Origin of the sequence: Nonomuraea sp. NPDC050783, assembly GCF_040802095.1 — a bacterium.
Classification (GTDB): Bacteria; Actinomycetota; Actinomycetes; order Streptosporangiales; family Streptosporangiaceae; genus Nonomuraea.
This window is the reverse complement of the sequence record NZ_JBFAHK010000008.1, coordinates 81602-103530: the sequence shown is the minus strand read 5'-3', so window position 1 is coordinate 103530 and position 21929 is coordinate 81602. Positions and strand designations below refer to the sequence as shown.

23 protein-coding genes and 1 pseudogene are annotated in these 21929 nt (G+C 73.0%); 13 read left to right on the top strand and 11 right to left on the bottom strand.

From position 1 onward, the window contains the following. Nucleotides 1-227 precede the first annotated feature (227 nt). The gene (locus AB0H75_RS23095) at nucleotides 228-491 is read left to right on the top strand and encodes a DUF4235 domain-containing protein (protein ID WP_367799221.1); all 264 of its coding nucleotides are present in this window, start codon (nucleotides 228-230) and stop codon (nucleotides 489-491) included. A 70-nt stretch (nucleotides 492-561) separates the two neighbouring features. Here AB0H75_RS23095 and AB0H75_RS23090 read toward each other — a convergent pair whose 3' ends face one another. After that, the gene (locus AB0H75_RS23090) at nucleotides 562-855 is read right to left on the bottom strand and encodes a hypothetical protein (RefSeq protein WP_367799219.1); all 294 of its coding nucleotides are present in this window, start codon (nucleotides 853-855) and stop codon (nucleotides 562-564) included. Nucleotides 856-1003: 148 nt separating this feature from the next. Next, a complete protein-coding gene (locus AB0H75_RS23085) occupies nucleotides 1004-1840 on the bottom strand; it encodes a D-alanyl-D-alanine carboxypeptidase family protein (protein ID WP_367799217.1) in 837 nt (278 codons plus the stop codon). 101 nt (nucleotides 1841-1941) lie between these two features. Between AB0H75_RS23085 and AB0H75_RS23080 the strand changes: the two genes are divergently transcribed. Next, nucleotides 1942-2139, top strand: a complete 198-nt coding sequence (locus AB0H75_RS23080; RefSeq protein WP_367799215.1) for a YegP family protein — start codon at nucleotides 1942-1944, stop codon at nucleotides 2137-2139. Here the strand turns inward: AB0H75_RS23080 and AB0H75_RS23075 are convergent. Next, nucleotides 2136-2681 carry a DedA family protein gene (locus AB0H75_RS23075; protein ID WP_367799213.1) on the bottom strand — a complete coding sequence of 182 codons (546 nt, stop codon included), beginning with the start codon at nucleotides 2679-2681 and terminating at the stop codon, nucleotides 2136-2138. The genes AB0H75_RS23080 and AB0H75_RS23075 overlap by 4 nt on opposite strands. A gap of 161 nt (nucleotides 2682-2842) precedes the next feature. Between AB0H75_RS23075 and AB0H75_RS23070 the strand changes: the two genes are divergently transcribed. Then, complete coding sequence (locus tag AB0H75_RS23070) at nucleotides 2843-3379, top strand: hypothetical protein (protein ID WP_367799211.1); 537 nt, start codon at nucleotides 2843-2845, stop codon at nucleotides 3377-3379. On the opposite strand, the gene AB0H75_RS23065 is transcribed toward AB0H75_RS23070, so the two are convergent. From AB0H75_RS23065 to AB0H75_RS23055, 3 genes are all read right to left on the bottom strand, one after another. Continuing rightward, nucleotides 3348-6743 (bottom strand): BTAD domain-containing putative transcriptional regulator, encoded by a 3396-nt coding sequence (locus AB0H75_RS23065; protein WP_367799209.1) that lies wholly within the window; start codon nucleotides 6741-6743, stop codon nucleotides 3348-3350. The genes AB0H75_RS23070 and AB0H75_RS23065 overlap by 32 nt on opposite strands. Nucleotides 6744-6806: 63 nt before the next feature. Continuing rightward, a complete protein-coding gene (locus AB0H75_RS23060) occupies nucleotides 6807-7868 on the bottom strand; it encodes a lysylphosphatidylglycerol synthase domain-containing protein (protein WP_367799207.1) in 1062 nt (353 codons plus the stop codon). 50 nt (nucleotides 7869-7918) lie between these two features. Next, on the bottom strand, nucleotides 7919-8737 hold the full coding sequence (locus tag AB0H75_RS23055) for a PIG-L deacetylase family protein (protein ID WP_367799205.1): 819 nt from the start codon (nucleotides 8735-8737) through the stop codon (nucleotides 7919-7921). 23 nt (nucleotides 8738-8760) lie between these two features. Between AB0H75_RS23055 and AB0H75_RS23050 the strand changes: the two genes are divergently transcribed. Beyond that, nucleotides 8761-9873, top strand: a complete 1113-nt coding sequence (locus AB0H75_RS23050; protein ID WP_367799203.1) for a glycosyltransferase — start codon at nucleotides 8761-8763, stop codon at nucleotides 9871-9873. Here the strand turns inward: AB0H75_RS23050 and AB0H75_RS23045 are convergent. The 3 genes and pseudogenes from AB0H75_RS23045 to AB0H75_RS23035 all read right to left on the bottom strand — a co-directional run. After that, complete coding sequence (locus AB0H75_RS23045; protein ID WP_367799201.1) at nucleotides 9852-11321, bottom strand: DUF2079 domain-containing protein; 1470 nt, start codon at nucleotides 11319-11321, stop codon at nucleotides 9852-9854. The two genes, AB0H75_RS23050 and AB0H75_RS23045, sit on opposite strands and share 22 nt — an antisense overlap. 94 nt (nucleotides 11322-11415) lie before the next feature. Continuing rightward, on the bottom strand, nucleotides 11416-11790 hold the full coding sequence (locus AB0H75_RS23040; RefSeq protein WP_367799199.1) for a hypothetical protein: 375 nt from the start codon (nucleotides 11788-11790) through the stop codon (nucleotides 11416-11418). A gap of 56 nt (nucleotides 11791-11846) precedes the next feature. After that, a pseudogene (locus tag AB0H75_RS23035) lies at nucleotides 11847-12068 on the bottom strand (helix-turn-helix domain-containing protein); the annotation flags it as partial. A 49-nt stretch (nucleotides 12069-12117) separates the two neighbouring features. On the opposite strand from AB0H75_RS23035, the gene AB0H75_RS23030 reads away from it, so the two are divergent. Together AB0H75_RS23030 and AB0H75_RS23025 are read left to right on the top strand one after the other, a co-directional pair. Continuing rightward, nucleotides 12118-13221 (top strand): FAD-dependent oxidoreductase, encoded by a 1104-nt coding sequence (locus AB0H75_RS23030; protein WP_367799197.1) that lies wholly within the window; start codon nucleotides 12118-12120, stop codon nucleotides 13219-13221. A 75-nt stretch (nucleotides 13222-13296) separates the two neighbouring features. Then, entirely contained in the window at nucleotides 13297-14409 is a 1113-nt protein-coding gene (locus AB0H75_RS23025) for an aromatic ring-hydroxylating dioxygenase subunit alpha (RefSeq protein ID WP_367799196.1), read from the top strand. On the opposite strand, the gene AB0H75_RS23020 is transcribed toward AB0H75_RS23025, so the two are convergent. Further along, the gene (locus AB0H75_RS23020) at nucleotides 14379-14933 is read right to left on the bottom strand and encodes a DUF1707 domain-containing protein (protein WP_367799195.1); all 555 of its coding nucleotides are present in this window, start codon (nucleotides 14931-14933) and stop codon (nucleotides 14379-14381) included. The genes AB0H75_RS23025 and AB0H75_RS23020 overlap by 31 nt on opposite strands. Nucleotides 14934-15115: 182 nt before the next feature. Between AB0H75_RS23020 and AB0H75_RS23015 the strand changes: the two genes are divergently transcribed. Next, on the top strand, nucleotides 15116-16048 hold the full coding sequence (locus tag AB0H75_RS23015) for an anti-sigma factor RsbA family regulatory protein (protein ID WP_367799193.1): 933 nt from the start codon (nucleotides 15116-15118) through the stop codon (nucleotides 16046-16048). Here the strand turns inward: AB0H75_RS23015 and AB0H75_RS23010 are convergent. Further along, complete coding sequence (locus AB0H75_RS23010; protein WP_367799191.1) at nucleotides 16045-17019, bottom strand: aldo/keto reductase; 975 nt, start codon at nucleotides 17017-17019, stop codon at nucleotides 16045-16047. The genes AB0H75_RS23015 and AB0H75_RS23010 overlap by 4 nt on opposite strands. A gap of 276 nt (nucleotides 17020-17295) precedes the next feature. Here AB0H75_RS23010 and AB0H75_RS23005 point away from each other — a divergent pair, with 276 nt between their 5' ends. The 6 genes from AB0H75_RS23005 to AB0H75_RS22980 all read left to right on the top strand — a co-directional run bounded on the left by AB0H75_RS23005 (nucleotide 17296) and on the right by AB0H75_RS22980 (nucleotide 21903). Continuing rightward, nucleotides 17296-17931, top strand: a complete 636-nt coding sequence (locus AB0H75_RS23005; protein ID WP_367799189.1) for a DUF998 domain-containing protein — start codon at nucleotides 17296-17298, stop codon at nucleotides 17929-17931. Between the two features lie 28 nt (nucleotides 17932-17959). Continuing rightward, entirely contained in the window at nucleotides 17960-18418 is a 459-nt protein-coding gene (locus tag AB0H75_RS23000; RefSeq protein WP_367799187.1) for a universal stress protein, read from the top strand. A 206-nt stretch (nucleotides 18419-18624) separates the two neighbouring features. Continuing rightward, entirely contained in the window at nucleotides 18625-20073 is a 1449-nt protein-coding gene (locus AB0H75_RS22995; protein ID WP_367799186.1) for a methionine--tRNA ligase, read from the top strand. Nucleotides 20074-20125: 52 nt separating this feature from the next. Then, on the top strand, nucleotides 20126-21103 hold the full coding sequence (locus tag AB0H75_RS22990; RefSeq protein ID WP_367799184.1) for a phosphotriesterase: 978 nt from the start codon (nucleotides 20126-20128) through the stop codon (nucleotides 21101-21103). Between the two features lie 115 nt (nucleotides 21104-21218). Next, on the top strand, nucleotides 21219-21401 hold the full coding sequence (locus AB0H75_RS22985) for a hypothetical protein (RefSeq protein WP_367799182.1): 183 nt from the start codon (nucleotides 21219-21221) through the stop codon (nucleotides 21399-21401). Between the two features lie 115 nt (nucleotides 21402-21516). After that, the gene (locus AB0H75_RS22980) at nucleotides 21517-21903 is read left to right on the top strand and encodes an STAS domain-containing protein (protein ID WP_367799180.1); all 387 of its coding nucleotides are present in this window, start codon (nucleotides 21517-21519) and stop codon (nucleotides 21901-21903) included. The last annotated feature ends 26 nt before the right edge of the window (nucleotides 21904-21929 follow it).

Genomic DNA, 21929 nt, shown 5'->3' with positions numbered 1-21929 from the left:
AGCAACCGCAGCAGGACCGTCGGCATCCGCCACCTGCCGCCGCCGGGCTCACCCTGGGGGACGTGCGCGTGTTCCTCCCCTGCCCGGACGGCGACGTCGCCGCCGCGCCGCCCTCCGACCAGCCCTGCGCTCAGGGAAGATCGGCCACCGGATCCGCCCGGTCGCCTGACCGGGGTTTAGACGGCTCACACGGGGCACGGGCAGACAGCGTCGTGAGGAGAGGTGAGATGCAACCCGTGGAGAAAGCCGTATCGCTGGGAATGGGCATGCTCAGCGGCTCACTGGCCGCCTCGCTGTTCAAGCGGGTGTGGAAGGCGGCGTCGGGGCAGGACGACGCGCCGGACGCCGGTGACCTGCAGCGCGGATGGGCGGAGGTGCTCATCGCCGCCACCATCCAGGGGGCGATCTTCGGCCTGGTGAAGGCCGCCGTGCACCGTGCCGGGGCGCAGACCTTCCGCCGCCGGGCGGTCGAGGAGCGCCTGAAGGGCTGAGCGCGGCTCCGTCCCCGCCGGCGGGCGGGGGCGGAGGAGCCCGGCCCGGAAGCCCGGTCCAGAAGCCCGGTCAGGGACGGTCGGGCAGCCAGTCGGGGTAACTGTCGATGTCGTACGTCACCGGCCGGCTGTCGACCGTCCCGGCCTGGTCGGACGCCCTGATCAGCTCCTCCAGCGCGGGCGCCTGCCCGTCGGTGGTGATCAGCGTGAGCTGCCAGGCGGGTGTCCCGGCGGAAGCGGTCGGGGAGGGCACTTCGTCGATGTCGATGGAGGTCGCCAGGGCCGCGCGCAGGATCTCGTGCGCCAGGGCGGCCGCTTTCTCATGGCCTTCGACCGTGGTGCGGACCTCGATGAATTCCGCCATGAAGCTTCCTTTTGCCGGGAGAGATATCCACCCTACCCACGACGGTAGGGGCGCAAAGCGGGTTCGTGACTTTAATCTTCGCAAGTTGCCGATGTCGGTGCCACCGGTGTGAGCTGGCGGCACGGGACGCGTGACGTCCGGCCGGCGCTCAGCCGCCCGCGATCTGCTCCCCGGCGTAGTCGAGCAGCTTCTCGGCGGTGGAGAAGCGGCGCTCCGGCCCGTCGTGGAGCAGCGCGCCCACCACCTGCCGGCCGTTGCGCTCGCCGGCGAACAGCAGGCAGTACTGCGCCTTCGAGGTGAAGCCGGTCTTGACGCCCAGCACGTCCTGGGTCCGCGACAGCAGTTTGTTGGAGTTGCGCCAGGTGTGCGCGCCGTGCACGGCGGTCTTGCCCACCTTGTACGCCCTGGTGCCGACGATCGTCCTGAACGTGCCGTTCTCCAGCGCCCGCTGGGCCAGCTTGACCTGGTCCGCGGCGGTGGAGTAGCCGCCGTCGGCGGGCGTGGGCATGCCGTCGGGGTTGGTGTAACGGGTGTCGGCCAGGCCGAGGGCGCGGGCGGTGCGGTTCATCTTGGCCACGAAGGCGGTCTTGCCGGGGCCGTAGCGGCGGGCCAGCGCGTTGGCCGCGTCGGCGCCCGAGGGCAGCATGAGCCCGTACAGCAGGTCCCTGACCGTGAGGCGCTCGTCCTTCTTCAGCCCGGCCGTCGTGGCGCCGTTCCTGGCGGCGTACTTCACGTCGGTGGCGGTGACCGTGACCGTGTCTCCCAGGCGGGCCTCGCGCAGGACGACGTACGCGGTCATGACCTTGACCAGGCTCGCCACCGGCATCCGCCGCGTCTGCCGCTTCTGGTAATGGATCGTTCCCGCCGAGTCCACCACGTACGCCGAGGTCGCCCGGACGCTGGGAGCGTCGGCCGCGGCGGCCGGAGTGGCGAAGCCCACAAGAAGGGCGAGCGTGACAGAGCCCATCAATCCCGCAATACGCATGCTCAACATGGTGTCAGGAGATCAAGGGTTCGTTTGCCCAAGAGCGCCATGAAACCCCATCTCATGGGGGTAAATGAATGGTGGATCGAAGGAGGAGCGGCGTGGCGGGCAGGTTCATCATCACCGAGGACGGGCGGGGCGGCTACCGGTTCGCGCTGGTGGCGGGCAACGGGCAGACGCTGGCGGTGGGCGAGGGCTTCCCCACCAAGGCCGCCTGCGTGAACGGCATCGAGACCGTGCGCAGGAGCGCCCCGGAGGCCGTCATCGACGACCGCAGCCACGGCGAGCGGGCGGGCTAGGCGGTCAGGGCTTCCTCGTCGCCGGCCGCGGCGCGCCGCTTCCTCCTGCGCCACGTGACGAACCCGGCGACCGCGGCCACGGCCAGCACCGCCACGACGGCGGCGGCGACGGGGGAGCGCGAGGCCAGCCGCAGCCAGCCCCACACGGCCGCGGCGCCGCCGAACCACCACAGCGGCGCCCAGGTCAGGCAGCCGAGCGCGCTGGCCACGACGTACCAGGGGTAGGAGACCCGCAGGGCGCCCGCGACCCAGGGCAGGGTGTGCCGCAGCCCCGGCACCCAGAAGCAGCCGTAGACGGCCAGCGCGCCCCACTTCTCGACGACCCGCTCGACCGCCTCGATGCGCGCCCGGCCCACCTTGCGGCCGACGCGCGACTCGTAGAGCTTCTCCCCGAGCCGGCGGCCGACCCAGTAGTAGATCTGGAACGCGCCGAACAGGGCGGCGATGAGGACGACGCCCACCAGCCAGTACGGCAGGTTCAGCCAGTAGGGCGTCTCGGGGGCGGGGACGGCGATCGACGCAGGTCTCATCTCCCGGCTCACCGTCCCCTCCATAACCGTTAGGCCAGCCTAACCTTATTTCACACGGCAGGTAAGTACCACACCGCTGCCCTGCAAGTCACCCGCAATGGGTGCAACCAGCGGATAAGCGGCGCTCAACCACCCCGCTCCACTCTAGGGGCGAGCAAGAAGGGGTGTTGACGATGTCGACGACGAGAAGCGCGGCCGTGCTGGCCGCCGGCACCGCGAACGCGGCCAAGCTCTTCGTGGCCGCTCTGGCGTTCACCAGCGCCTACGTCGGCCTGTCCGCCTACGGCAACGCCGGCTCGGCCACCGGGCCCGAGCACACCGTGACGCTCTCGGCCCGCGAGGTGCCCGTGGCCCGGCCCCTCACCGGCCCCGCCGCCGCGCACGCACCGGCCGTCGGCCAGGCCGGCGAGGTGTCCGTCGCCGCCCTGGCCGACGGCGCGGCCGGCTGCGCGAAGTCGTACGTCGCCCGCAGCCTGCTCGCCGAGCCCGCCCCCGGCCAGGGCGTGCTCTACCGCTGGCGGCTGTCGCGCTGGAGCCCCGCCACCGGGACCTGGCGCACCTACCTGTCGGAGCACGGCGGCTTCGCCGCCGCCCGGCGCGCGGTCGAGTGGCGGCCCCGGATCACCGGCAACCCGGGCTGGTACCGGGTCGAGGTGAGCGCCGATGGCGCCGGCACCGTCACGAGCCCCCGTTTCCAGGTGAGCTGCTGACCGAGCGCCGCGCCGCCTCGACCCAGCGCGGCACGCCGACCCGCTCGGCCACCTCCAGGGCCTTCTCGTAATGCTCGCGGGCCGCGTCGGGCTGGCCGAGGCGGACGGCCAGGTCGCCGAGCGTCAGCGCCACCGGCCACAGCGCCACCACGCCGGTGCCCGCGCCCGCCACCCGGTCGGCGAACGGCTTGAGCTTGTCGTAGCAGTCGACCATCCGCTCCCGGTCGTCCAGCAGCATGCCGGCCAGCGCCCGCCAGGTCATCGCCAGCTCGTACAGGAAGTCGGGGCGCACCGGCGGGCGGATGGCGGCCACGGCCTTGGCGTCGGCGACGTGCCCGGCCGAGGCCAGCGCCAGGGCGTAGGCGTCGAGTGTCCACTTCGCGCCCCGGCGGTGGTGGGCGTCGGCCAGCAGCTCGACCGACTCGGCCGCCCGGCCGTCCACCAGGTGCAGGCAGAACGTGGTGATCAGCGGCAGGTCCTGGCGGCCCTCCAGCATGCCCGCCCGGTGGGTCATCCTGGCCGCCTCGCGGTAGGTGCGCTCGGCGCCGGCGTAGTCGCCGGCGATCATCTGCCGCATGCCGCTGTACCAGACGACCACCGCGGCCGGGGCCGACAGGTCGTACTGCCTGGCCAGCTTGTCGGCGGCGGCGGCGTGCTCGTCGGCCGTCGTGAAGTCGCCGCGCGCCGCCGCGCACTCCAGCAGCACCAGGTGGGCCAGCGCCTGCGTGGCCATCTGGCCGGAGCGCTGCGCCACCTCCAGCAGCTCCCTGCCGATGCTCTCGCGCGCGTCCACGGCCGGGATGTCGTACGACTGCCGCAGCCGCCCGCTCAGCGCCGCCGCGATCAGCGCCGGGTCGCCGCTCTGCCGGGCCAGCTCCAGCGCCTGCAACGACGCCTCCCGCCCGCGCTCGGGCGAGGAGGAGCCCTCCAGCTCCAGCGCCAGCGTCGTCAGCAGGCTCGCCCGCAGCCGCTGCTCGCCGGCGGGCAGCTCGATGAGCGCCCGCTCGGTGACGTCCACGATCTCCCACGCGGTGCGGGTGAAGTCGCGGGCCATGCCCTTGTGTGGCACGGCCAGCGACGCCGCCACCTTCGCGGTGATCTCCAGGTCGCCCAGGGGCAGCGCCATGTCCATGGCCTGGCGGCGCAGCCCGCGCGCCGCCGTCATGTCGCCGCACACCGCCAGGGCCCTGATCTGGCGCAGCATGAGCCGCAGCCGCTCCTTGGCCCGCTCGGGCTGCTCGCCGCCCTCGTCGGAGCGGGAGCGGTCGAACGCGGCGATGGCCTGCTCCCACAGCGAGGCCGCCTCGCGGTGGGCGAAGCGCCGCTCGGCCTGCTCGGCGGCCAGGCCCGCGTAGTGGACCGCCTTGTCGGCCGCGTCGGCCAGGAAGTAGTGGTGGGCCAGCGCGGCCACGTCGGACGGCGTGCGCTGCTCGATGACCGCCGCCACGGCGGCGTGCAGGCGGGCGCGGCGCAGCCGGGAGGCGTCGGAGTAGATCGTGTCGCGCACCAGGTCGTGGTCGAAGCGCAGCAGCCCGGGACCCGGCTCGGTGACCAGCCCGGCCAGCAGCGCCGCCTCGACCGCCTCGATCACCGCGTCCTCGTCGCCCGCGACCGCGATCAGCACGTCGAGATCGACGTCGCGGCCGATCACCGCCGCCTGCAGCAGGATCTGCTGCGCGCCGGACGGCAACCGCGAGATGCGCCGCCGCAGCACGTCGCGGACGCCGCTCGGCACCTGGGACAACACCGTCGTGGCGCTGGCCGCGTCGGCGGCGCCCTCGGAGTCGAGCAGGCGCACGGTCTCGCGCACGAAGAACGGGTTGCCGCCGGTGCGCTCGACGATCGACTCGACCGCCTCCTCGTCGATCTCGCGTACGCACGTCGCCCTGACCAGCTCGGCCACGGCCTTGGGATCGAGCCCCGACAGGCTGACCCGCACCGGGCCCAGCCGGGCCAGCGAGGCCAGCACGTCGGACTGGGCGTCGTCCAGCTCGCCGTCCCGGCACGTCACCACCAGCAGCACCCGGCTGGTGGCCAGCAGGCTGGGCAGCGCGCGCAGCAGGGCCAGCGTCTGGTCGTCGGCCCAGTGGAGGTCTTCGAGCGTCAGCAGCACCGGGGCGCGCCTGGCCACCCCGGCCAGGTAGCCGCCGACCGCGCGGTGCAGGCGGAAGCCGCCGGAGACCTCGTCCTCGTCGGGGTCGGGCGCGGCGTCGTCCAGCAGCGGCGCGAGGAGCTGGGCGTACTCGCCCGCGCCGGTCACGCCGACCAGCGTGCGCAGGATCTCCACCCACGCCCAGCCGGGCGGGGTGGCGCTGGAGTCGGGGCAGGCGCCGGAGGCGGTGATCCAGCCGTCGCCGGCCAGCGTGCCCTCCAGGCGGCGCAGCAGCGTGGTCTTGCCCGCGCCCGCCACGCCGGAGACCACCGCGACCTGGAAGCGGCCGGTCCGCGAGGCCGCCGTGGTCAGCCGGGCCAGCTCGGCGTCGCGGCCGACGAACGGCTCGGGCTCCAGCGGCGGCGGCTCGACCGCGGCGGCCGGGCGGGGCGGCCAGGTGTCGCCGGCCGCCGGCGCCGTCCGGGCGGGCCGCGCCGGGAGCGCCAGGTCCAGCTCGGGCGACTGGGCCAGGATGTCGGACTCCAGCTTGCGCAGCGCGGGGCCGGGGTCGATGCCGAGCTCGTCGGCCAGGATGTTCCTGGCGCGGCGCAGCGCCGCCAGCGCGTCGCCCTGCCGGCCGCAGCGGTAGAGGCCGAGCGCCAGCAGCCGCCAGCCCTCCTCGCGCAGCGGGTGCTCGGTGGTCAGCGCCTCCAGGTCGGGCACGGTCTCGGCGTGCAGGCCGAGCCGCAGCCCGGTGTCGGCGTGCCGCTCGCGCGCCACCAGGCGCAGCTCGGTCAGCCGGTTGACCTCGGCCTCGGCCCACTGCTGGTCGGCGAAGTCGGAGTACGGCGTGCCGCGCCACAACCCCAGCGCCTTCTCCAGCCGGCCGCGCGCCGACTGCGGATCGCCCTCCTCCAGGTGCTCGCCCGCCGCCCGGACGAGCTGCTCGAAGCGCAGCGCGTCGACCTGGTCGGCCGCCACCCGCAGCGCGTAGCCGGAGGCCACGGTCACCAGCAGGCGGTTGGGGCCGCCACGCGGGCGGCCGGGCTCCAGCACCCTGCGCAGGCGGGAGATGTAGACCTGCAGGCCCGACTGCGCGCCCTTGGCCGCGTCGTCGTCCCACAAATCGTAAAGAAGTGTGTCAACAGGCACGACCTGACCCCTGGCCACGAGGAGTCGGGCGAGGACGGCCCGCTGCCGCAACCCGCCCAGGTCGAGCTCGTCGTCGTGTTCGTACGCCTCGACTGGCCCCAGAACTCGGAACGCCACCATTTCAGCCGCCACGCTATGCGGGCCTACGAATCACGCACAAGGTCTTTGATGGGTTTGGGATTGTCACTGGGGGGCCTTCGAGATCGCTGACGGGGACTCCGCGCCGGTGTCACGGCCGCCGCGCCTGCGCAGCAGCGCCCACGCGCCCAGGGCCAGGCCACCGAACGGGATCTCGATAGTGTAAGTCCAGAAGCCGAAAAGCAGTGCGGTCGCGGTGGCCGGCGCGGCCGGCACGTGGAAGGCGGCGGTGAGGAGGAAGACCACGCCGCTCTCCATGATCCCGGCCCCGCTGGGCGTGATGAGCGCGCTGGTGAGCACCCGCGACAGCGCGAAGACCGCGATCGACTGGGCCAGGCCGGGCCAGGCGCCGGTGGCCTGCATGCACGCGGCCATGATCGCCCACTGGAAGCCGAGGAAGAACACCATGCCGAGCGACAGCCCGAGCGAGCGGGTGCGGACGATCTCGGCGGTGTCGGCCCGCAGCTTGTGGAAGTGCTCGGAGGCGTGCCAGCGCAGCCGCAGCAGCCGGGTGAGGCCGTCGAGGGCGCGGCCGAGCAGGCCGGCGGCGCGGTCCCAGTAGAGGGCGGCGGCCACCACCGCGCACAGCGCCAGGATGGAGACGGCGCCGGTCCAGCCGGCGTTGGCCACCGTGGAGTTGGGCGCCTGCCCGGCGACGAGCAGCGCGATGATCCCCACCGCCGGCAGGATGAACCTGAACAGGGTGTTCCAGATGCCGCTGACCAGCGTCATCACCACGATCGCCCGGTTGGCGAAGCCCCAGCCCCTGGTCATCGCGAACGACAGCGCCACGCCCACCGCGCCGCCGAACGGCAGCAGGTTGCTCACCGCGCTGCCGGCGGCGTTGAGCGTCAGGCCCTGGAGGTTGGTCAGGCCGGGCAGCGAGTTGGTCAGCACGAACGTGTAGGCCAGCAGGCTCAGCAACCACAGCGCGGTCATCAGGGCGATCTGGCCGACGCCGAGCGCGCCGAACACCGCGCCGATCTCGCGCCAGGACACGGGCTTGCCCGTGAGCGCGTGCACGATCTGCGGCAGGTAGACCACCAGCAGCACGGCCAGCGCGAGCGAGAGCGCGGACAGGACGATCTGCAGCCACTTGTTCTTCATCGGGGTACAGTCTGCCGCCTCGCGGCCCGCTGTCTCGTCCCTCCGAGGTACTACTTGGGCCACCCGTCGAAAGGATGACGCAGCCGGGCGCCCGGCGGCAGGTCGCGGCGGACGTACCACTCGGTGCCGAAGACCAGGCGGTAGAGCGGGCGCGGGACCTTCAGCATGACGGCGAGCGTGCGGTCGCTGTCGCCGCCGCTGGCCTGGGAGACGTGGGCGGCCATCGCGGCCCGCTTCTGCCGGGTGTAGCCGCGGACGTTGACCCGGTGGGTGATGGCCTCGCCCGGCGAGTAGGCGCTCTCGAAGGTGCGCACGTCGAACTCGGGCGGGAACCGGTAGAACCGGCCGGCCAGCCTCAGCAGCCGCACCAGCGGGTCGCGGTTGACCGTCGCCTCCAGGACGATGCCGGTGCCGGCGATCTCGGCGGCCCGCCTGCCCACCCGGTGCACCTGCACGTGGTCGGGGTGCCCGTAGCCGCCGGCCGGGTCGTAGCCGACCAGCAGGTCGGCCCGCTCCTCCTGGAGGATCGCGGCGAGGGCCTTGGCCGCCTCCTCGACGTCGGCGTCCATGAACGCGTTGTCGGGCCGCTCCTCGGCGCTGCCGCCCTTGGGGCTGAGCCCGGAGTCGCCGTAGCCGAGGCACTCGACGCGGGCGCAGCCGAGCACGGCGGCCGACTTGTAGAGCTCTTTCATCCTGGTCTCGCCCAGCGCCTCGCCCGGCGAGATGTCGGCCAGGCCGCGCTCGCCCGCGGTGGCGGTGACGAGCACCACACGGTGCCCCTCGGCCGCGAGCATCGCCATGGTGCCCGCCGTCAGCAGGGCCTCGTCGTCTGGGTGGGCATGGAAGAACACAGCGGTACGTGGAGGCACACGCCCAGATTAGTCTGGGAGGGGTGCGGATCTTTCACGTGAGCGACTGTTACCTGCCGCGACTCGGGGGGATCGAGGTCCAGGTGGCCGATCTCGTCCGCGTGCAGCGCGCCGCCGGGCACGAGGTGGCGGTCGCCACGGCGACCAAGGGCGAGCCGCTGGAGGGCGTGCGCAGGATCGTCGCGCGGATGCCGTTCGACCTGCCGGTCCATCCCCGCGGCGTGGCGCATCTCACCCGGTGGATCGCCGCCGGGCGGCCCGACGTGGTGCACGTGCACACCGGGGCGGTCTCGCCGTTCGCGTGGATGGGCGTGCGGGCGGCGGTGCGGGCAGGGGCGCCGTGCGTGGTGACCGTCCACAGCATGTGGGACCCCCTCACCCGGGCGCTCTACCGGCTGCTGCGGGCGGCGTACGGGTGGCAGCGGTGGGGGCTGGTGGCCACCACGGTCAGCAACGCCGCCGCCGCGCCGATCCGCGCGGTGGCCGGGCCGCGGGTGCCGGTGCGGGTGGTCTCCAACGGCCTCGACCTGTCCGGGTGGGCGCCGCCGCCGGGCGCGGCCGACCGGCCCGAGGAGGTGCACGTCGTGGCGGTGGGCCGGCTGGCGCCGCGCAAGCAGCCCGTACGGCTGCTGAAGCTCCTCCAGGCGGCCAGGGCGCGGGTGCCCGCCTCGATCCCCATGCGCGCCACGATCGTCGGCGACGGGCCCGCCAGGGGGCAGATGGAGCGGTTCGTGGCCAGGCACGGCATGGGTGCGTGGGTGTCGCTGCCCGGCCGCTACAGCCGCGAGCAGATCGCCAAGGTCCTGGAGTCGGCCGACGTCTTCGTGGCGCCCGCGCCGCGCGAGTCGTTCGGCATCGCGGCGCTGGAGGCGCGGGCGGCGGGCGTGCCGGTCGTGGCCAGGGCGCAGAGCGGGGTGGCCGACTTCGTCGCCGACGGCGTCGAGGGGCTGCTCGGGCACAGCCTCGGCGACCTGGCGCGGGCGGTGGCCCGGCTGTGCGCCGACGCGGAGCTGCGCGCGTCCATCGCCGCCCACAACCGGGCGACGCCGCCCGCCGCCGGGTCCTGGCCGATCGTGCTGGAGGGGTTCGAGTCGGCGTACGAGCGGGCCCGCGATCAGCGGCGCAGCACCACGTAGCCGTCGCGCTCGAAGACCTTCACGTAGCCCTGCCCCATCAGCTCGCCGACCTTGGCGACCTGCTGCTCGAACGAGCCGAAGGGGAACTCCCAGCGGGCGGTGTCGGCGACCACCCAGGGCGCGTTGTACGAGGCGGGCCCGAACAGCAGGACCGTGGTGCGCGCGGTGAGCGCCGGGCCGACCGAGTTGGGGGCCTCGACGACCACGCCGTCGGGCACCTTGGCGACCGCCTCGGCCGCGGCCGCCGCCTTGGGCTCCTTGTAGAAGGACGGGTGGTAGAGCTGGTCGAGGGCGAACCTCGGCACCAGCGTCAGCGCCACCACGCAGGCCGCCGCCGGCCACAGCAGCTTGAGCGTGGCGTCGTCGGAGCGTTCGAGCCGGCGCAGCAGCCGGGCCAGCCCGTCCACGCCCGCGCAGAAGAGGATCACCACGGTGAACGCGCTGTACTGGAAGTCGGCCTGCCACCACTGCGAGCGGTCCGACAACATGCGCTCCAGCACGTGCGGCAGCGCCGCCAGCGACAGCGGCGAGAGCAGGCAGAGCAGCAGCGTCGGCCAGGCCAGCAGGAACAGCGTGTCGACCTTGGCCTCCTCGCTGAACGGCAGCAGCAGGGCGGCCAGCGGGTCGCGCGCGATGCCGGCGAGCGCGCCCGGGATGTCCGGGCCGAGGTGGTTGTAGGCCCAGAAGTCCTGGGCGCTGCCGCCGAAGACCGAGGTCACCAGCCCGCGGATGAGCAGCACGGCCCCGATGCCGAACGTCGCGCACAGCACCCCGCGCCACCGCTCGCCCATGACGAACAGGCACAGCCCGACCCCGGCCACCATCAGCCCCATGTCCTCCTTGACCAGGAGGAGCCCGAGCATCGCCAGGAACGCGGGCAGCGCCCGCCCCGCGTGGTAACGCTCGATCATGATCGCGGTCAGCAGGGGGACGAACATGACCTCGTGCGCGTCGAACGCGACGGCCTGCGCGACCGGCCACGACAGCGCGTACGCCGCCGCCACCAGGTAGGCGGGCACCACGCCCAGCACCCGCCGGGTGTAGTTCCACAGGAACGGGATCGCCGCGGCGAACAGCACGGCCTGCGCCACGATCAGCGTCCCGGGCCCGTCGTGGATCCAGTAGAGCGGCGCCAGCAGCGCGTAGATCGGCGAGAAGTGGTCGGCGAGCTGGACGTAGTCCATGCCGCGCCCGTGGAACATGCCGAGGACGGGGATGTACGGCGCCCGGAACGCGGCGTAGTTGCGCACCGCCTGGTCCACGATCACCAGGTCGAAGGAGGTGGCACGGAACGAGGACAGCTTCACCAGCCCCAGCACCGCGTAGGCCGTCGCCGCGAGCAGCGTCATCGCGCCCACGCGCGGCCGGTGGCCGGTGAGCGGGGCACGCCAGGCCCTTGAGGCGGGGGGAGCGGGGCCGTTGGCCGCCACGTCGGTCTCAGCCGTCACGGGCGACAAGACTAGAACGAATCCGCGCGAATGTGGCACGGCCGCCGCACCGACCTGCCCCCCGCAGGCGGTACGGCGGCCGCGCGACCGCCGGTCAGGTGCAGGCGGCGGTGATCTTGCTGGAGAAGCCGTTCATCTTGCCGGTGAACTCCGTGACGTCCGTCAGGTCGCCCTTCTCCAGGGACTGGAACCCGGCGGCGAGCTCGTTCAGCGCGGCGGCGACGTCGCCGTCGTACTTGCCGGCGAGCTCCTTGGTCTTGTCGGCGGCCGTCTTCGAGGCGGTGCCGATGGCCTTGGCGTCGGTGGCGTTGCCGGTGACCTCGGTGCTCCAGTCAGTCATGATCTTGGTGGCGTCGTTGGCCGCGGTGTTGCAGTCGACGGCCTGGCCCAGCGCGCCGCAGGCGGTGGTGAGGACGGCAAGGGAGAACGTCGCGGCCACGACGGCCAGGCGACGGCGAGGGGGAGTCATTTCCGGTGCCCTTCGTTGATGAGCGAACGCAGGTGATTGAGCGAACAGAAGGGACATTATGGATCACAGCTTGATCTCCGCTTGCACGCCGCTAACACCGCGCCTGTCAGGCCGGCGTAAAGCGGCAGCTCGCCCGCGCTCGACGGCGCGCTCGTGGCCGGCCTCCCCAGGATCATGTCGCGTTTGGTGGGGTAGCGGCGGAACACGCTCGCTCTCCCCACGCCTGCGGCCTCGGCGACGTCGTCCGTGGTGAAGTCGAAGCCGCGGGCGAGCACCGGCCGGGCCGCGGCCTTCCGATACTCGGAGTCTCACAGAACGGAGGCGCTCGTGAGGGTAATAGTGGTGGGCGCGGGCGTCGCGGGTCTCGCGCTCGCGCGCGGCCTGCTCGCCGCCGGCCACGAGGCCGAGGTGTACGAGGAGTCCCCCGAGCCCCGCGCCGCGGGCGGCTCGGTGACGCTCTGGCCGGGCAGCACCGCCATCCTCGCCGGGCTCGAAGTGGATCCCACCCGGCTCGGGCGGCGGCTGGAGACCATGGAGTCCTGGAGCTCCGGCGGCCGCAGGCTGGTCACCGTGGACCTGACGGCCGCCGAGCGCAGGTACGGCCACCCCACCGTGCACGTGGCCCGCGGCGAGCTGGTCGAGCTGCTGGCCGAGGGCGTCCCGGTGACCTACGGCGCCCGCGTCGAGCACGTGGACCCCGACCGGGCCGAGGCGCGCCTGGCCGGTGGCGGCACCGTGCGCGGCGACGTGCTGGTGGGCGCGGACGGGCGGCGCTCGGTGGTCCGCCGGACGTTGTGGGGCGGCGACCCGGCCAGGCTGACCCGCTGGGTCACCTGGCAGGGCTTCACCACCGCGCCCACCCCGCTGACCGAGGGGTCGGCGGCGGTGCTGATGGCGGGGCTGAGGGGCCTGTGCGGGCTCGCCCCGGCGGGCGGCGGGCGGCTGCTGTGGTGGTTCGACGTGCGCTCGGCGCCCGGCGAGCCGTTCTGGGCCGGCGACCCGCGCCTGGCCGACCGGCTGCGCGAGCGCTTCGGCGGCTGGGCCGACCCGGTGCCGACGGTCCTGGAGAGCCTGGACGAGCCCGACTTCTTCCCGCACCCCCGGCACCCGATCCCCTCGGTGTGGGGCAGGGGCCCCACCACGCTGGCCGGCGACGCCGCCCACAGCATGCCGCCCACCATGGCCCAGGGCGCCAACCAGGCGCTGGAGGACGCCTGGCTGCTCGCCCGCTCCCTCGGCGACCTGCGGGGCTACGAGCGCGCCCGCGCGAGGGTCGCGCGCCGCTCGGCCCGGCTGGCCGGGACGGAGATCACCGACATGCACCGCCCGGCCGCCGGGCTGGTGCCGGACCGGCTGGCCACCTGGCTCAACACCGCCTGGCTGCGCCGGGCCAGCACGTACCTCCTGGCGGAGCCGGCACGTGCCTCTTGACAGTCTCGTGACGACCGTCTGACGATGTCGCATATAGAGCAACTCGGTGCGTGATACGCAACAAGGCGGTGTCGGTTGACCACCACGTCGAGCCTGATCCCCACGCTCCCCGGCCGCTTCTACGCCGACCCCGACGTCTTCGCCGACGAGCAGGAGAAGATCTTCGAAAGCCTCTGGTTCTGCGCGGTCCGCGGCGAGGACCTGCCGGGGCCGGGCGCGTTCCGCACCGTCCAGGTGGGCCGGGAGAGCGTGATCGTGGTCCGCGGCCACGACCGCCGGCTGCGGGCCTTCCTCAACGTCTGCCGGCACCGCGGCGCGCGGCTGTGCGCCGAGCCGGCCGGCGAGGTCAGGCGGACGATCCGGTGCGCCTACCACGCCTGGTCCTACGACCTCGACGGCCGCCTGGCCGCCGCCCCCAACCTGGCCAAGATGCCCGACATCGACCGCGTCGCCTACGGGCTGATCCCCGTCCACCTGCGCGAATGGCTCGGCTACGCCTGGGTGTGCCTGGCCGCCGAGCCGCCCTCGTTCGAGCAGGACGTCGTCCACGCCGCCACCGAACGGCTCGGCGACCCCGCCGCCATCGAGCACTACCACGCCGACCGGCTCGCCCTGGGCCGCCGCGTCGTCTACGACGTCAAGGCCAACTGGAAGCTCATCGTCGAGAACTTCATGGAGTGCTACCACTGCGCGACCATCCACCCCGAGCTGGTCGCCGTGCTCCCGGAGTTCGCCGGCGGCTACGCGGCCCAGTACTACGTCGGCCACGGCGCCGCGTTCGCCGAGCGGGCCGAGGGCTTCACCGTGGACGGCGGTCCCGGCTTCGGCCGGCTGCCCGACGTCTCGCGCGAGCAGGACCGCCGCTACTACGCGATCACCGTCAAGCCGCAGGTGTTCGTCAACCTGGTGCCCGACCACGTGATCCTGCACCGGATGTTCCCGCTCGCCGTGGACCGCACGGTCGTGGAGTGCGACTGGCTCTACCACCCCGACGTCGTCGCCTCCGGGGCGGACCTGTCGCGCTCGGTCGAGCTGTTCCACCGGGTCAACGAGCAGGACTTCGACGCCTGCGAGCGGACCCAGCCCGGCATGTCGTCACGGGCCTACCGGGAGGGCGGGGTGCTGGTGCCCAGCGAGCACCACATCGCCCGCTTCCATCAGTGGGTGAACCTGCGCCTGCGCGGGTAGCGCACGCTCAGCCCGCCGTACTTGGCGCTGCCGGTGATCACCACGTGGAGGGCTCCGGCCTGCGGGCGGCCCGGGACGTCACCGGTCGAGACGCGGCCCCAGTCGCTGCGGAAGCCGTCCACGTTCGCCGTCGCGCCCACCGGCAGGGTGATCTTGGCCGAGCCGTAGTCCAGGACCAGCTCGACCTCCACCACCGGATGCGCGATGACGGCCCCGGTGAAGTCGAGGTCCACGCCGCCGTACTTGGAGGAGACGCGCAGCCGGCGCGGCACCGCCCAGTCGCCCGAGCGCTTGACCTGGTCGCTCTTGGTCTCCAGCTCGACCAGGTCGTCCGGTGGTGGCTGCGTGGCGGGCAGGTCGGAGATCAGGTCCAGCAGGTCGCCGTAGGTCCTGGCGGTCAGGGCCAGCCCGAGCCGCTCGTCCAGCTCCGGCGGGGTGAGCCGGCCCTCGGCGAAGGCGTGCTGGAGCTGCGCGGTCGCCCGCTCGCGATCCTCGTCGCTGACCCGCAGGTGCAAATCCGACATGTCTTGAGCATAGGTTCGGGACGCTCAGAACGGGAGCCGTCGTCCGGAAGGGGTCCTCAGGTCGAGGGGGTCCGGTCGGCGGACCGGGCGGGGGCGGAGGATCACCTGGACTCTCTTCACACCTTATGTGGTACCCAAACTGATTGCCATGAACGCCTCAACCTTGGGTACCGTGAGAGGCGATGACGCTGGCAGACCCCTTCTCGCACCCGGCGCTCCTCTATGGGAGCGAGCCGGAGTACGCCGCTGCGACGGCGGCCTTCGTACGGGAGGGCCTGGCGGCCGGTGAGCCGGTGGCGATCGCCGTCCCGGCCCGCAACCTCGCCCTCATCGAGGCCGAGCTCGGCGCGGACGCCGCGGCCGTGCGCCTCCTCGACATGGGCGCGGTCGGCCGCAACCCCGGCCGCATCATCCCCGGCGTCCTGCTCGACTTCGCCGACCGGCATCCCGGCGAGCGCGTGCGCATCATCGGGGAGCCGATCTGGGCGGGCCGGTCCGCGACCGAGTATCCCGCGTGCGCGCAGCACGAGGCGCTGATCAACTTCGCCTTCGCCGGGCGGCAGGCGACGATCCTGTGCCCCTACGACGTCGGCGCGCTGGCTCCCGAGGTCGTCAAGGAGGCCGCGCGCACCCACCCCGTGCTGTGCGACGCCGCGGGCGAGTGGCCGAGCGGCGACTACGCGCCCGGCCGGGTGATCGAGGAGCACAACCAGCCGTTCGAGGAGCCCGGCGAGTTCGCCTCCCTGCGCTTCGACGACACCAACCTGGCCGCCACCCGGCACCTGGCCGCCGAGCAGGCCGCCCTGCTGGGCTTCGCGTCCAGCAGGATCGACGACATCCGGCTGGCCGTGGCCGAGCTGGGCGCCAACAGCCTCGACCACGGCGGCGGCGCCGGGACGATCAGGATCTGGGCCGCCGCCGGGCGGCTGGTGTGCGAGGTGAGCGACCGGGGCCACATCCGCGACCCGCTGGCCGGGCGCATCCCGGTGGACCCGCGCCGGCCGGGCTCGCGCGGCCTGCTGATCGTCAACCTGCTCGCCGACCTCGTCCGCGTCCACACCCGGCCCGGCGCCACCACCGTGCGGGCCTACTTCGACCTGCCCGCGGGCCCCTAGCGCTCCACCTCGGCCATGCTCGGGTAGCGCTGGCCGGCCACGGCGTCCGCGGGCACGGCCGCGGCCAGCTCGGCGAGCTGCCCGGCGGTCAGCGTGATGTCGGCGGCCGCGGCGTTCTCCTCCAGGTACTTCAGCCGCTTGGTGCCCGGGATGGGCACGACGTCCTCGCCCTGGGCGAGCACCCACGCCAGCGCGAGCTGCGCCACCGTGACGCCGGCCGCCTCGGCGATCCGCCCGACCTCGGCCACCAGCCGGGCGTTGCGCTCGGCGTTCTCGCCGCTCATGCGCGGGAAGGTGCGCCGGAAGTCGTCCGGGGCCAGCTCGTCGGTGGCCGGCAGCGCGCCGGTCAGCAGGCCGCGGCTGATCGGCGAGTACGCCACCAGCGCCGTGCCCAGCTCGCGGGCCGCGGGCAGGATCTCCGCCTCCAGGCCCCGGGTGAACAGGGAGTACTCGCTCTGCAGGGCCGCGATGGGATGCACGGCGGCCGCCGCGCGCAGCGTCGCCGCGCTCACCTCCGACAGGCCGAGGTGGCGGACCTTGCCCTGCTCGACCAGCTCGGCCATCGCCCCGACCGACTCCTCGACCGGCACCTGCGGGTTGCGGCGGTGCATGTAGTAGAGGTCGATGTGGTCCACGCCGAGGCGGCGCAGTGAGGCGTCGCAGGCGGCCCTGATGTACTCGGGGCTGTTCTCGACCGTGCGGGTGCCGCCCTCGCGCCTGATGCCGAACTTGGTGGCCAGCACGACCTCGTCCCTGCGGCCCTTGATGGCGCGGCCGACCAGCTCCTCGTTGTGGCCGCTGCCGTACATGTCGGCCGTGTCGAGGAAGGTGATGCCGAGGTCGAGCGCGCGGTGGATGACCGCGATGGACTCCTTCTCGTCGGCCGGGCCGTAGAACTCCGACATGCCCATGCAGCCAAGGCCGAGCGCGGAGACCCGCGGGCCGCCGGTGCCGAGAGTGCGCTTGTTCATGCCATCCCCCTGAGGATGTCGATCTCGTGGTGCCTGCGGATCCAGGGTCGCCCTTGGAGCGCGCTCCAGGTCAAATCGCGGGCCCGGAGCCCCCGGACGGCCACTGAGGGACAACCCTGCCCACCCTGAGGGGGTCAACCCTACCCAGGGGCACGTCCGCGCAGGTCAGGGCCCATGATGCGGAGGTATCGCGACTTAGGTACTAGGGGGCGCTTCAGGGCCGTTTCGGGCCGATCTCGGATACTCCGCGAAGCCGCGTTCCACGAGCTTGGAGGCATGAAGGGATTGCTCGTCAACGGGTTCGCGGCCATCGGCGCGGGAACCGGCGCCATGCTCACCTTGCACGCGGAGGCGGGCCTCGACCCGCTGCACACCGTGATCAGTGAGTACGCCTTCCAGCAGTCCGGCTGGCTGCTGCCGGCGTCGCTGACCCTGTTCGCCGTGGGCGCGGGGCTCATCGCGGAGGCGATGCGCCGGGCCGGGGGCAACCGCTGGGTCGTGGGGCTGCTGGTGGCGTGGGGCGTGAGCATGTTCCTGATCGGCGCCTTCCCGACCGACCGCCCCGGGGTGCCGCTGTCGATGTCGGGTGGCATCCACCGCTACGCCGCCTTCGCCGCCTTCCTCATGATGCCCGTGGCCGGCCTGCTGCTGTCCAAGGCCCGCATCCGGTACGCCCGCGCGATGCGGGTCCTGTGCCTCGTGGCCCTCGGGGCGCTGGTGCTGGTCGTGATCCCGTACGTGGTGCGCATGTTCGGCATCCCGCTCACCAACGACGACATCCCCGCCGGGCTCATCCAGCGGACCGTCGTGGTGACCGAGCTGGGCGTGCTGGCGCTGGCCGGGATGTCGATGCTGCGGGCCGCGGCCCTGCGCGCGCCCGCCGCCGTGCGGCCGGTGATCCGCCAGGCGTGAAAGGCGCCGGCCGGGAAAGAAGGCAGGCATGACGATCCTGATTGCGTACGACGGCTCCGACGACGCCAAGGCGGCCATCGCCTTCGCGGGGCGCGTGTTCAAGGGTGAGCGGGCGGTCGTGCTGACGGTGTGGGAGCGGCTGGCGATGAGCTCGGCCCGGGCCTCGGCCGGGCTCATGATGACCATCGACGGCGACGCCGCCGGGGACGAGGCGATCGGGCAGGCCATGAACGAGCTGGCCCGGCGGGGCGCCGACCTGGCCAGGGAGGCCGGGCTGGAGGCCACGCCGCGGTGCGAGTCCGACGCGGTGGCGGTGTGGGCGACCATCGTGGACGTCGCCGAGGAGCTGGACGCCACGCTCATCGTGACCGGGACGCGGGGGCTGGGCGGGGTGCGCTCGCTGCTGCTGGGCAGCACCTCCGACCGGGTCCTGCACCACGCGCAGCGCCCGGTCCTGGTCGTCCCGAGCCCCAAGCCCGCCTCCTGACCCGCCCGCCTCCTGACCCGCCCGCCTCCTGATCGGCCCGCCGGGATTATCGGCTGGCTCGCGCGGCGGCGCGGTGGCTAGCATGGGACGCATGACGATCGCGCCGGTGATGATGGCCCCGTAGGGGGTTTCACCGGCGACGTCCACGTTGAGGCCCTGCGAACCGGGGCCTCTCGTCGTGTCCGGGGCCCCACGGGAGGCACCCGATGTATCTCACGACCACCATCCCCTACGTCAACGCCCGCCCCCACCTGGGCCACGCCCTGGAGCTGGTCCAGGCCGACGTGCTGGCCCGCCACCACCGGCGGCGCGGCGAGCCGGTGCGCTTCCAGACCGGCACCGACGACAACTCGCTGAAGAACGTGCTGGCCGCCGAGGCCGAGGGCGTGCCGGTGCGCGAGCTGGTGGACCGCAACGCCGCCGCGTTCGAGGGGCTGCGCGGCCCACTGGCGCTGTCGTTCGACGCGTTCATCCGTACCAGCACCCATCCCGGGCACCGCGCCGGGGTGGAGCGCATCTGGCGGGCCGTCGGCCACGACCTCTACCGCCGGCACTACGAAGGGCTCTACTGCGTGGGCTGCGAGCAGTTCTACCCCGAGGGGCCCTGTCCCGATGGCCACCGCGAGCCGTTGCAGGCCGTCTCGGAGGAGAACTGGTTCTTCCGGCTCTCCCGCTACCAGGACGCGCTCGGCGAGCTGGTCCGGAGCGGGCGGCTGCGGATCGAGCCGGCCGCGCGGCGCAACGAGGTGCTGGCCTTCGTCGAGGCGGGCCTGGCCGACATCAGCGTCTCGCGCTCGGCCGCCCGCGCCCGCGGCTGGGGCATCCCGGTCCCCGGCGACCCCGGCCAGGTCGTCTACGTCTGGTGGGACGCGCTGGCCAACTACGTCACAGCGCTGGCGGACGGCGAGCCGGCGGGCGGGGGCTACGAGCGCTGGTGGGTGCGCGAGCCGCGCAGGACCCACCTCATGGGCAAGGGCGTGATCAGGTTCCACGCGGTGTACTGGCCGGCGATGCTGCTGTCGGCCGGGCTGCCGCTGCCCACGGAGCTGTTCGTGCACGACTACCTCACGGTGGACGGCCGCAAGATCAGCAAGTCGGCGGACGGGGCGGTGGACCCGGTGGCGCTCGTGGCGGCGTACGGGACGGACGCCGTGCGCTGGTGGCTGCTGCGCGAGGTGCCGCGCGTGGGCGACGCCGACTTCACCGAGGCGCGCCTGGCCGCCCGCCACGACGAGGACCTGGCCAACGGCCTCGGCAACCTGGTCAGCCGGGTGGTGACGATGGTGAGCCGGTTCCTGGACGGCCGCGTTCCCGAGGAGCCGGGGGAGCCGCTGGCCGAGGTGTCCGGCGCGGTCCACGAGGCGCTGGAGGACTTCGACTTCCGCCGTGCCGCCGGGGCCGTCTGGACGATCGTCGAGGAGGCCAACCGGTACGCCGAGCGCGAGCGGCCCTGGCGGCAGCCGGCCGCCGCCCGGGAGCGGTCGCTGGGCACGCTGGTCCGCGCCTGCCGCGACCTCGCCGCCGAGCTGGAGCCGTTCCTGCCGGGGGCGGCGGCCCGGGTGGCGGCCGCGGTCGGCGGCGACCGGCTGGGCCCGCCGGAGCCGCTCTATCGGAGGCTGTCCGGGGCCACGGGCCGGCGGTCGTTGACGGTGTGACCGGCGGACGTTTAAGTTGGCGAAACCGACCAGCCGGTATGGAGGCGACGCCATGCCCACCGTGCAGACCGTCCGCGGCCCCGTGGACGTCGACGACCTCGGCCAGACCCTCATGCACGAGCACGTCTTCGTCGTGGCCACCGAATACCTGGACAACTACGGCAGGGGCGCCTGGTGGGACGAGGAGCAGCGGGTCGCCGACGCGATCGCCAAGCTCAACGCGCTGACCGCCAAGGGCGTGCGGACGATCGTGGACCCGACCGTGTGGGGCCTCGGCCGTTACATCCCGCGCATCCAGCGCATCGCCGAGCAGGTGCCCGGCCTGCACATCATCGTCGCGACCGGCATCTACGCCTTCGAGGAGCTGCCGCACCAGTTCGAGCACCGCGGACCCCATCTGTCGCCGCACCTGCCGGACCCGATGATCGACGACTTCGTCCGCGACCTGACCGTGGGCATCGCCGACACCGGCGTCAAGGCGGCCTTCCTCAAGTGCGTGGTCGAGGAGAAGGGGCTGACGCCCGGCGTGGAGCGCATCTGCCGGGCGGTCGCCCGGACGCACGCGCGCACGGGCGCCCCGATCACCGTCCACACCAATGCCGCCGCCCGCAGCGGCCTGATCGCGCTCGACCTGTTCGCCAAGGAGGGCGTGGACCTGACGAAGGTGGTCGTCGGCCACGCCGGCGACAGCAACGACCTCGACTACCTCATGCGGCTGGCCGACACCGGCGCGACGCTCGGCATGGATCGCTTCGGCCTGGACCTGTACAACCCGACGGCGCAGCGCGTGGCCACCATCGCGGCGCTGTGCCAGCGCGGGTACGCCGACCGCATGGTCCTCAGCCACGACACCGCCTGCTTCATGGACTACTTCGGCGGCGCCTGGGAGGAGACCCGCAGCGCGGTCGCGCCGAACTGGCGCTACGACCACATCCACGACGACGTCCTGGCCGCCCTGCTGGACTCGGGCGTGACCGACGACCACATCGAACAGATGCTGGTGTTCAACCCGAAGCGCTACTTCTCGTAAGCGTCTTTTCGCAGGTAGGGCCTCTCGACCGGACCGATCCGGCTACGCTGCCGGCAGCGGACCTGACTGCGGATGTCAGCCGGGTCCTTCCCCCCCACGGTAAGGGAGACCCCAGATGGAGCAGGGCCGGCAGCTCACCGAGCGGATCAACAGCGTGGCCAACGGCCTCAAGGAGCTGCGCGGTGAGTTCGGCTCCTTCAAGGAGGAGATGCGCGGCTTCAAGGAGGAGATGCGCGGGACACAGACGCAGATGCTGGAGATCCTCGTGGACATCCAGCGGAGGCTGCCCGCCGCCTGATCCGTTCTCCGTCGGGCCCCTTCTCCTCGCGGGAAGGGGCTTTTCGGTGTCCGGTTGTTGACATTCCTCGTAAAGTGGGTGGATCGGAAGCGCGACGCGGAGTAGGTGGAGCTGGGTGACTTCGGAGCAGGCCTTGTCGATAAGCCTCGGGCTCCAGGGACCCTGCGTCATCGCGAGGCTGACAGGAGACTTCGACTTCGGCTCGGCGGCCGAGGTGCGTGACCGCGTGACCAAGGCGCTCGACCTCACCCAGCCCCCGATGCTCGTCATCGACATGCAGGCGGTGGACGTCTGCGACTCCTCGGGACTGTCCGTGCTGGTCTACCTGCACAAGGCGGTCACCGCCTCCGGCGGGCGGCTGCTGCTGTCGGGGCTCAACGGCCGGTGCAAGCACCTGTTCGCGATCACCGCGCTGGACAAGTTCTTCGCCATCCGCAGCACGGCGGAGCTGGCCATCGCCGAACTGAACGAGGAAGGGAATCCGCCGCCGTTTACCGGGTAGTGCCTCGACATGTCGGCCGAAGAGCC

Bases quoted from the DNA above. Each gene is read 5' to 3' on its own strand.
- AB0H75_RS23095 (WP_367799221.1), top strand. From the start codon at position 228: ATGCAACCCGTGGAGAAAGCCGTATCGCTGGGAATGGGCATGCTCAGC.
- AB0H75_RS23090 (WP_367799219.1), bottom strand. From the start codon at position 855: ATGGCGGAATTCATCGAGGTCCGCACCACGGTCGAAGGCCATGAGAAA.
- AB0H75_RS23085 (WP_367799217.1), bottom strand. From the start codon at position 1,840: ATGCGTATTGCGGGATTGATGGGCTCTGTCACGCTCGCCCTTCTTGTG.
- AB0H75_RS23070 (WP_367799211.1), top strand. From the start codon at position 2,843: ATGTCGACGACGAGAAGCGCGGCCGTGCTGGCCGCCGGCACCGCGAAC.
- AB0H75_RS23065 (WP_367799209.1), bottom strand. From the start codon at position 6,743: ATGGTGGCGTTCCGAGTTCTGGGGCCAGTCGAGGCGTACGAACACGAC.
- AB0H75_RS23060 (WP_367799207.1), bottom strand. From the start codon at position 7,868: ATGAAGAACAAGTGGCTGCAGATCGTCCTGTCCGCGCTCTCGCTCGCG.
- AB0H75_RS23040 (WP_367799199.1), bottom strand. From the start codon at position 11,790: ATGACTCCCCCTCGCCGTCGCCTGGCCGTCGTGGCCGCGACGTTCTCC.
- AB0H75_RS23020 (WP_367799195.1), bottom strand. From the start codon at position 14,933: ATGTCGGATTTGCACCTGCGGGTCAGCGACGAGGATCGCGAGCGGGCG.
- AB0H75_RS23015 (WP_367799193.1), top strand. From the start codon at position 15,116: ATGACGCTGGCAGACCCCTTCTCGCACCCGGCGCTCCTCTATGGGAGC.
- AB0H75_RS23010 (WP_367799191.1), bottom strand. From the start codon at position 17,019: ATGAACAAGCGCACTCTCGGCACCGGCGGCCCGCGGGTCTCCGCGCTC.
- AB0H75_RS23005 (WP_367799189.1), top strand. From the start codon at position 17,296: ATGAAGGGATTGCTCGTCAACGGGTTCGCGGCCATCGGCGCGGGAACC.
- AB0H75_RS23000 (WP_367799187.1), top strand. From the start codon at position 17,960: ATGACGATCCTGATTGCGTACGACGGCTCCGACGACGCCAAGGCGGCC.
- AB0H75_RS22995 (WP_367799186.1), top strand. From the start codon at position 18,625: ATGTATCTCACGACCACCATCCCCTACGTCAACGCCCGCCCCCACCTG.
- AB0H75_RS22990 (WP_367799184.1), top strand. From the start codon at position 20,126: ATGCCCACCGTGCAGACCGTCCGCGGCCCCGTGGACGTCGACGACCTC.
- AB0H75_RS22985 (WP_367799182.1), top strand. From the start codon at position 21,219: ATGGAGCAGGGCCGGCAGCTCACCGAGCGGATCAACAGCGTGGCCAAC.